The sequence below is a fragment of the Bacteroidia bacterium genome, assembly GCA_025056095.1.
Classification (GTDB): domain Bacteria; phylum Bacteroidota; class Bacteroidia; order JANWVE01; family JANWVE01; genus JANWVE01.
In genome coordinates, this window is record JANWVW010000203.1 from 1 (window position 1) to 5055 (window position 5055).

The following is a 5055-nucleotide window of genomic DNA, read 5'->3' on the forward strand; positions in this document are numbered from 1 at the left end:
TTAAGATGGTAGAACGAGATAGAGAGAGATTAGAACAGGAGTTAGAGCGAAGAGAAAAAGAATTAGAGCAAGAAAAAAAACGTGCAGAGCAAGAAAAACAACGCGCAGAACAAAAAGAAAGAGAATTAGAGCAAGAAAAACAACGCGCAGAGCAAGAAAAAATCAGAATGATAAAGGAAATGCTCAAACAGGGTATGAGCAAAGAAATAATCATGCAGATTGCCAAAGTAGATGAAGCATTTTTAAGAAAACATAATTTGATGTGAGTTAGAATAGCATTTAACTTTGTAAATATCTAAAAATGAGTGTAAAGCAAGGCAAAGGGCTTTTATTTTACCTTATTTAGGCAAGAAATGAAGCCAAGAATATGTATAAAAACAAGGTAAAACATCCAAAAGCTGCTGCGTGAGGCATGCGGAGGGTGCGTGAGCAGTGCGAAGCACCGAAGCGTCAGCGTAGCCCGCAGCAGACCGACCTTGCCCGCATGAGCGTAAGCGAAACGCGGGCAAGGACACGCCCAAAAAATTGACTATCCGAAATTCTTTAATAACTATTTTTTCCCCAACGAGTAGCTTACTTGTAACTGTATATAACGAGGCATAAGGCGTTGATTTTCAATTGTATAACTGAAATCCGTGAGGTTTATCTCTCTGAACTGCGAATTATTGAGCAGGTTATGAATTTTTATCCCTACACAAAAGTGATTTTTTTGGTATTCTGCAAACGCACTAGCAAAATAAGGTGCTTGGAGTTTCTGCCCGCGTATAATAAGGTACTCGTTAGAAATACCAGCCCTGAACTTTTGAAACAGACTACAGCTTAAATCTAAAAACAAGTGTGTAGTCTGATTGTACTGCCGAGTATTTGTACCTGACTGACCAACCGCTACGGAATAACTGTGCCGCTGCTGCAATTCTGCATAATAATTAAGTAACTTAAATCCAGATCCCATGCTTATAGCATAATTGTGAGAATACGTCGTGTTCACTCTCTCCACACCATTGACAAGATTAAAATACCTGAGTTGATTAAAACTATACTTTTCCCGTAGAGCTGATGTAATCTGTTTTATGTATTGGGACACATTAGTATTGAATATGAGCATAGTGTTGGATTTTTCTTTACCAACAAAAGCAATTTGGTTTTGAGTAGCTACGGTATTATCTAACAAATTCCGATACAATACAGGGCGCTGAATGATACTATACAAAAGCATAGTATTCCATTTGAATTTGCCTTGCCCGGGCGTAAAAAAATTCGTAAAACTGAATTTGTGAATAGGTGAAAGGTTAAACCGCCCTAATCCTATGGAAGCATTTTGAAAATTCCGCAAAATATAGCCGCCAAATACTTGGTCAAAAGGGCTAATTTCTAACTTTCTTTCATAACTGAACGAAGTCATCAAAGGTTTTTTGTTGTAGCTGGCACTAACTTGGGGCAGGGTATAAGGCATTCGTACTTCTTTTGTTTGATAAATAAAATTGAGATGACCTGTTTCGGTGGTCAGAGAGAATGCATAATTTTGTTGTTGGTATTTGTGCTGCATATAAACGTATATGCGTTGCGAAAGCAGCTTTCCTACTTGATTGAGAGTGCTTGTACCTGTGAAAAAAGTACTATAATCGGTAAATAAAAAGCTTTGAATGTGCTGTTGCTGCTGTTCTGCACCAATGTTTGCGGTGAAGTAGTATTTTCTATAATTTGTGTTGTAAATAACGTTCAATTTGGCGTTTTGGTAAGGCTGTCGTATGGTCTGATAGATATTAGCATAACCGGTATCCTGCAATACAGTAAAAAACTGATTGCGGTTAAGGTAATAGTACTGCACAAAATCAAAATCGGTTTGGAATAGTGCCAAAACACGTATAGCCTGTTTTTTAGTAATTTGGTAAGTGTATTCTACGTTCTGAAAAACCGTTTTTTTGAAAGTGCGCAATTGCTGAAAATAAGGTTGTTCATTGAAAACAATCTGCTCAAAATGGAACTTCTGACTGTAATTGAAACCACTAATCCAACGGATGAGGTGTTTAGATTTAAGCTTGGATAGGTAGGTATGAATATCTGTATACAACGGTTTGTAGGCAAGCGCGTAGCGTTCTGTATTTTTGACAGTATCTGAATTAGGTAAAATAAAGCCCTGCGTATACGCCTGAAACATTTGGTTTTTTCCTGTCGTGAAAGATGTTGTAGCTTTCAATTCCCATTTTCTGGGTAGTTTGAGCAGAAAAGCCTGCTCTGCATTGTAGTGCTGGTTAAAATTGGTAATCGGTGTATTGAAATCCGAGATAGAACTGTAAGTAGATAAATTGAGCAGGGCAGGTGTTTGAGGTATACCTTGACTAGTATTGTCAAGCAACTGTATGTTACTACTTGAAAAAAAGAAATCAGCGGTTTTGCTGATGTCAATGTCGGTAATGTCCCCTGTGTTATTAGTACGACCAGAAAGAATAGTTTTTGAATTTTTTTCGGAAAAGCATCTGTTCTGCTTTGGCAGTATAGCGAGGTTGGTAGTTGGCATCTACCCCTAGCGAAAGTGTGTAATCCCCTATCCATACATTACGAGATTTGGCATTGAGTTTAAGGTTAAGGATTTTCTCATCAGTACTTTCTATTTTAGCAAGTAGCGGATTATCTGAATATTTGTCTATAATCTGAATAGTATCTACGGCTTGGGCGGGCAATACTTTTGTAATTTTCTGATAGTTGCTTCCTTTGATATCATCACCATCAATCAGTATGCGAGAAATAGGCTTGCCATTATGCGTGATTTTTCCTTTTTGGTCTATTTCTACACCTGGTATTTTCTTAATCACATCCTCAATATTTTTTATCGCCTGCCTGAATAAGGTCTTTTAGCCTGTATTCTAATGTATCCTTTTCTGCTTGAGGTTTATTTTCAATAACTATTGTTTCTTTGAGGTTAATACTTGTAGAAATAAGTGTAACATCAAAATACTGTGTGGTTTTAGTGGTATCTATGTAATATGAGCGGGTCTTATAGCCTAGCAAAGCTATATCCAAAGTTAAATTCGGCTTTTTAGGGGCTGCTATTTCGAAATATCCTTTGTTGTTTGTTTCTCCGAACTGTAAAATCAATCCCTGCGGATGCTGTTTAATGGTAAGAATTGCCCCTGCTATCGGTTCTCGAGTAAGACTGTCTTTTACAGAACCTTTAAGCAGAATATCCTGCGCTTCGGTCTTAAGCGCAGTCAAAAATGCAGTATAAAGCGTGAAATAAAATAAAAATGTATTTTTCATGTTAAGTTAGAAAGTCAGTACTCAAATTCTAGTTCAATCGGCGGTTCAATACTTTTCCATACTTGACACCAGAATGTATCCTCCTCCTATTGCGTTATTTTCGTTCATTTTTTGGCATTTTTAGGTTGTGAAGGTTTGCTTTCAAAAGTGTTGCAAATCTCTTAAAAAAACACGAGTCAAGTTTTTAGAGAAAAATATTTTTATTATATGTGCTTGAAAAACAGTTTTTTATATTGTTGTTTTTTATTTTGGGCGTGTCCTTGTGGGCGTTTCGCTGCGCTCATGCCCACAAGGTCGGCGTGCTACGGGCTACGCTAACGCTACGGTACTTCGCTACGCACCGTGCTGACGCACGCCCTTCGCATGCCTCACGCAAAGGATCTCTGAAAAAGCCATTTCTTTGTTTCTTATGCCAAGTTTTAGCTTGTAAGTGGTTGTACTTCAATCTTAAACAAGGTAAAGACATAATTGCTTAGGTCATCTGCGTGAGGGGCATGAAGCATGCCCGCAAGGGCAGTGCGTAGCGTTAGCGAAGCACCGAAGCGAAGCGCAGTGCGGAATGCCCCGACCCTTGCGTCAGCAAGGGGCACGCCCAAAAAATAAATCTAACTACTAAATCTCACAAGGTTTTGAAAAAGCACTAAAATGGATAGGTTGTTTCTACTTTTGTTCAAATTTCTTATATGTCCAAAGTTATTTGGTGAGAAAAAGATTCTATTCGCTTTTGAGCAAGCTTGATATACTGTGATTCTATCTCATATCCGACAAAACGGCGTTTATTTTTTAGGGCAGCAATTGCCGTAGTACCGCTACCCATGAAAGGGTCAAGGATTACGTCATTTTCAAAAGAAAACAGTTGTATCAAGCGATGAGGAAGCTCTTCGGGAAAGGGCGCAGGATGTCCAACTTTTTTAGCGCTTTCGGGGTTAAATGTCCAAACAGACTTAGTCCAATCCATGAAGTTCTCTTTTGAGATTGTACTTTTTTTACCTTTACTTTCACGGCTAAAATCGCCTTTACAAAAAATCAAGATATATTCGTGAGTATCACGTAGAACAGGATTAGATGCAGATAGCCAACTTCCCCACGCCATAGAAACTCCTGCTCCTGCACCTTTGTGCCAAATAATCTCTCCTCGCATATTGTAGCCTATTTTTGTCATCATTTGAGAAATATAATCCGATAAGGGAATATAGGGCTTTCTGCCTAAATTTGCTACATTGATGCAAGCACGCCCCCCATTGACCAATACTCGGTATGTTTCTTTGAATACATTTTCAAGCAAGCTCAAATATTGAGAAAAGAGTAAATTTTTGTCATACGTTTTGGTAACGTTGTACGGTGGGGAAGTAATCATCAAATGAATGCAGTTATCGGGCAGGTGGTACATATTTTCTGCAGTGTGCTGTATGATTTTATTTTGATATTCTAATGGCACTTCATTTTCAATAGTAGAAGGGGCAGGTTTAATTTCAATTTCTGCATACAGGTTAGAACTGTAAAATATCTCTGCGTCGTGGTTAATCCTATGATTGGTACCAAAAGCGCTAGTTTTAGTTCCTGATTTTTGTCTTTTCTTTGTCATTTATCCTCCGAAGTTTTATTCAATGTTCAAAGTTATTGAATATGTTGTTTTTGCTTAGTGTAAATTGCCGCAGCTATTTGGATTGCACTAACTCTATTTTTTCTTTTATACAAAAAGGAATTCTCAAAGTTTTTATTTTTTGGGCGTGTCCTTGTGGGCGTTTCGCTGCGCTCATGCCCACAAGGTCGGCGTGCTACGGGCTACGCTATCGC

General features: G+C 38.2%; 7 protein-coding genes. 2 read left to right on the forward strand and 5 right to left on the reverse strand.

Going from position 1 to position 5055, the window contains the following annotated elements; all coding sequences use genetic code 11:
* A partial coding sequence (locus NZ519_11855) for a hypothetical protein (GenBank protein ID MCS7029449.1) occupies positions 1-266 on the forward strand: 266 nt, incomplete at its 5' end.
* 72 nt (positions 267-338) lie between these two features.
* Here NZ519_11855 and NZ519_11860 read toward each other — a convergent pair.
* The 4 genes from NZ519_11860 to NZ519_11875 are packed head-to-tail and all read right to left on the reverse strand — an operon-like array spanning position 339 to position 3213.
* On the reverse strand, positions 339-515 hold the full coding sequence (locus NZ519_11860) for a hypothetical protein (GenBank protein MCS7029450.1): 177 nt from the start codon (positions 513-515) through the stop codon (positions 339-341).
* Positions 516-550: 35 nt separating this feature from the next.
* Entirely contained in the window at positions 551-2518 is a 1968-nt protein-coding gene (locus NZ519_11865; protein ID MCS7029451.1) for a hypothetical protein, read from the reverse strand.
* Positions 2430-2813 (reverse strand): hypothetical protein, encoded by a 384-nt coding sequence (locus NZ519_11870; GenBank protein MCS7029452.1) that lies wholly within the window; start codon positions 2811-2813, stop codon positions 2430-2432. The genes NZ519_11865 and NZ519_11870 overlap by 89 nt, the downstream gene beginning before the upstream one ends.
* A 4-nt stretch (positions 2814-2817) precedes the next feature.
* A complete protein-coding gene (locus tag NZ519_11875; protein ID MCS7029453.1) occupies positions 2818-3213 on the reverse strand; it encodes a carboxypeptidase-like regulatory domain-containing protein in 396 nt (131 codons plus the stop codon).
* Between the two features lie 293 nt (positions 3214-3506).
* Here NZ519_11875 and NZ519_11880 point away from each other — a divergent pair, with 293 nt between their 5' ends.
* Positions 3507-3734, forward strand: a complete 228-nt coding sequence (locus NZ519_11880; protein MCS7029454.1) for a hypothetical protein — start codon at positions 3507-3509, stop codon at positions 3732-3734.
* 203 nt (positions 3735-3937) lie between these two features.
* Here NZ519_11880 and NZ519_11885 read toward each other — a convergent pair whose 3' ends face one another.
* On the reverse strand, positions 3938-4843 hold the full coding sequence (locus NZ519_11885; GenBank protein MCS7029455.1) for a site-specific DNA-methyltransferase: 906 nt from the start codon (positions 4841-4843) through the stop codon (positions 3938-3940).
* Positions 4844-5055: the final 212 nt, after the last annotated feature.

Bases quoted from the DNA above. Each gene is read 5' to 3' on its own strand.
- NZ519_11865 (MCS7029451.1), bottom strand. From the start codon at position 2,518: ATGCCAACTACCAACCTCGCTATACTGCCAAAGCAGAACAGATGCTTT.
- NZ519_11885 (MCS7029455.1), bottom strand. From the start codon at position 4,843: ATGACAAAGAAAAGACAAAAATCAGGAACTAAAACTAGCGCTTTTGGT.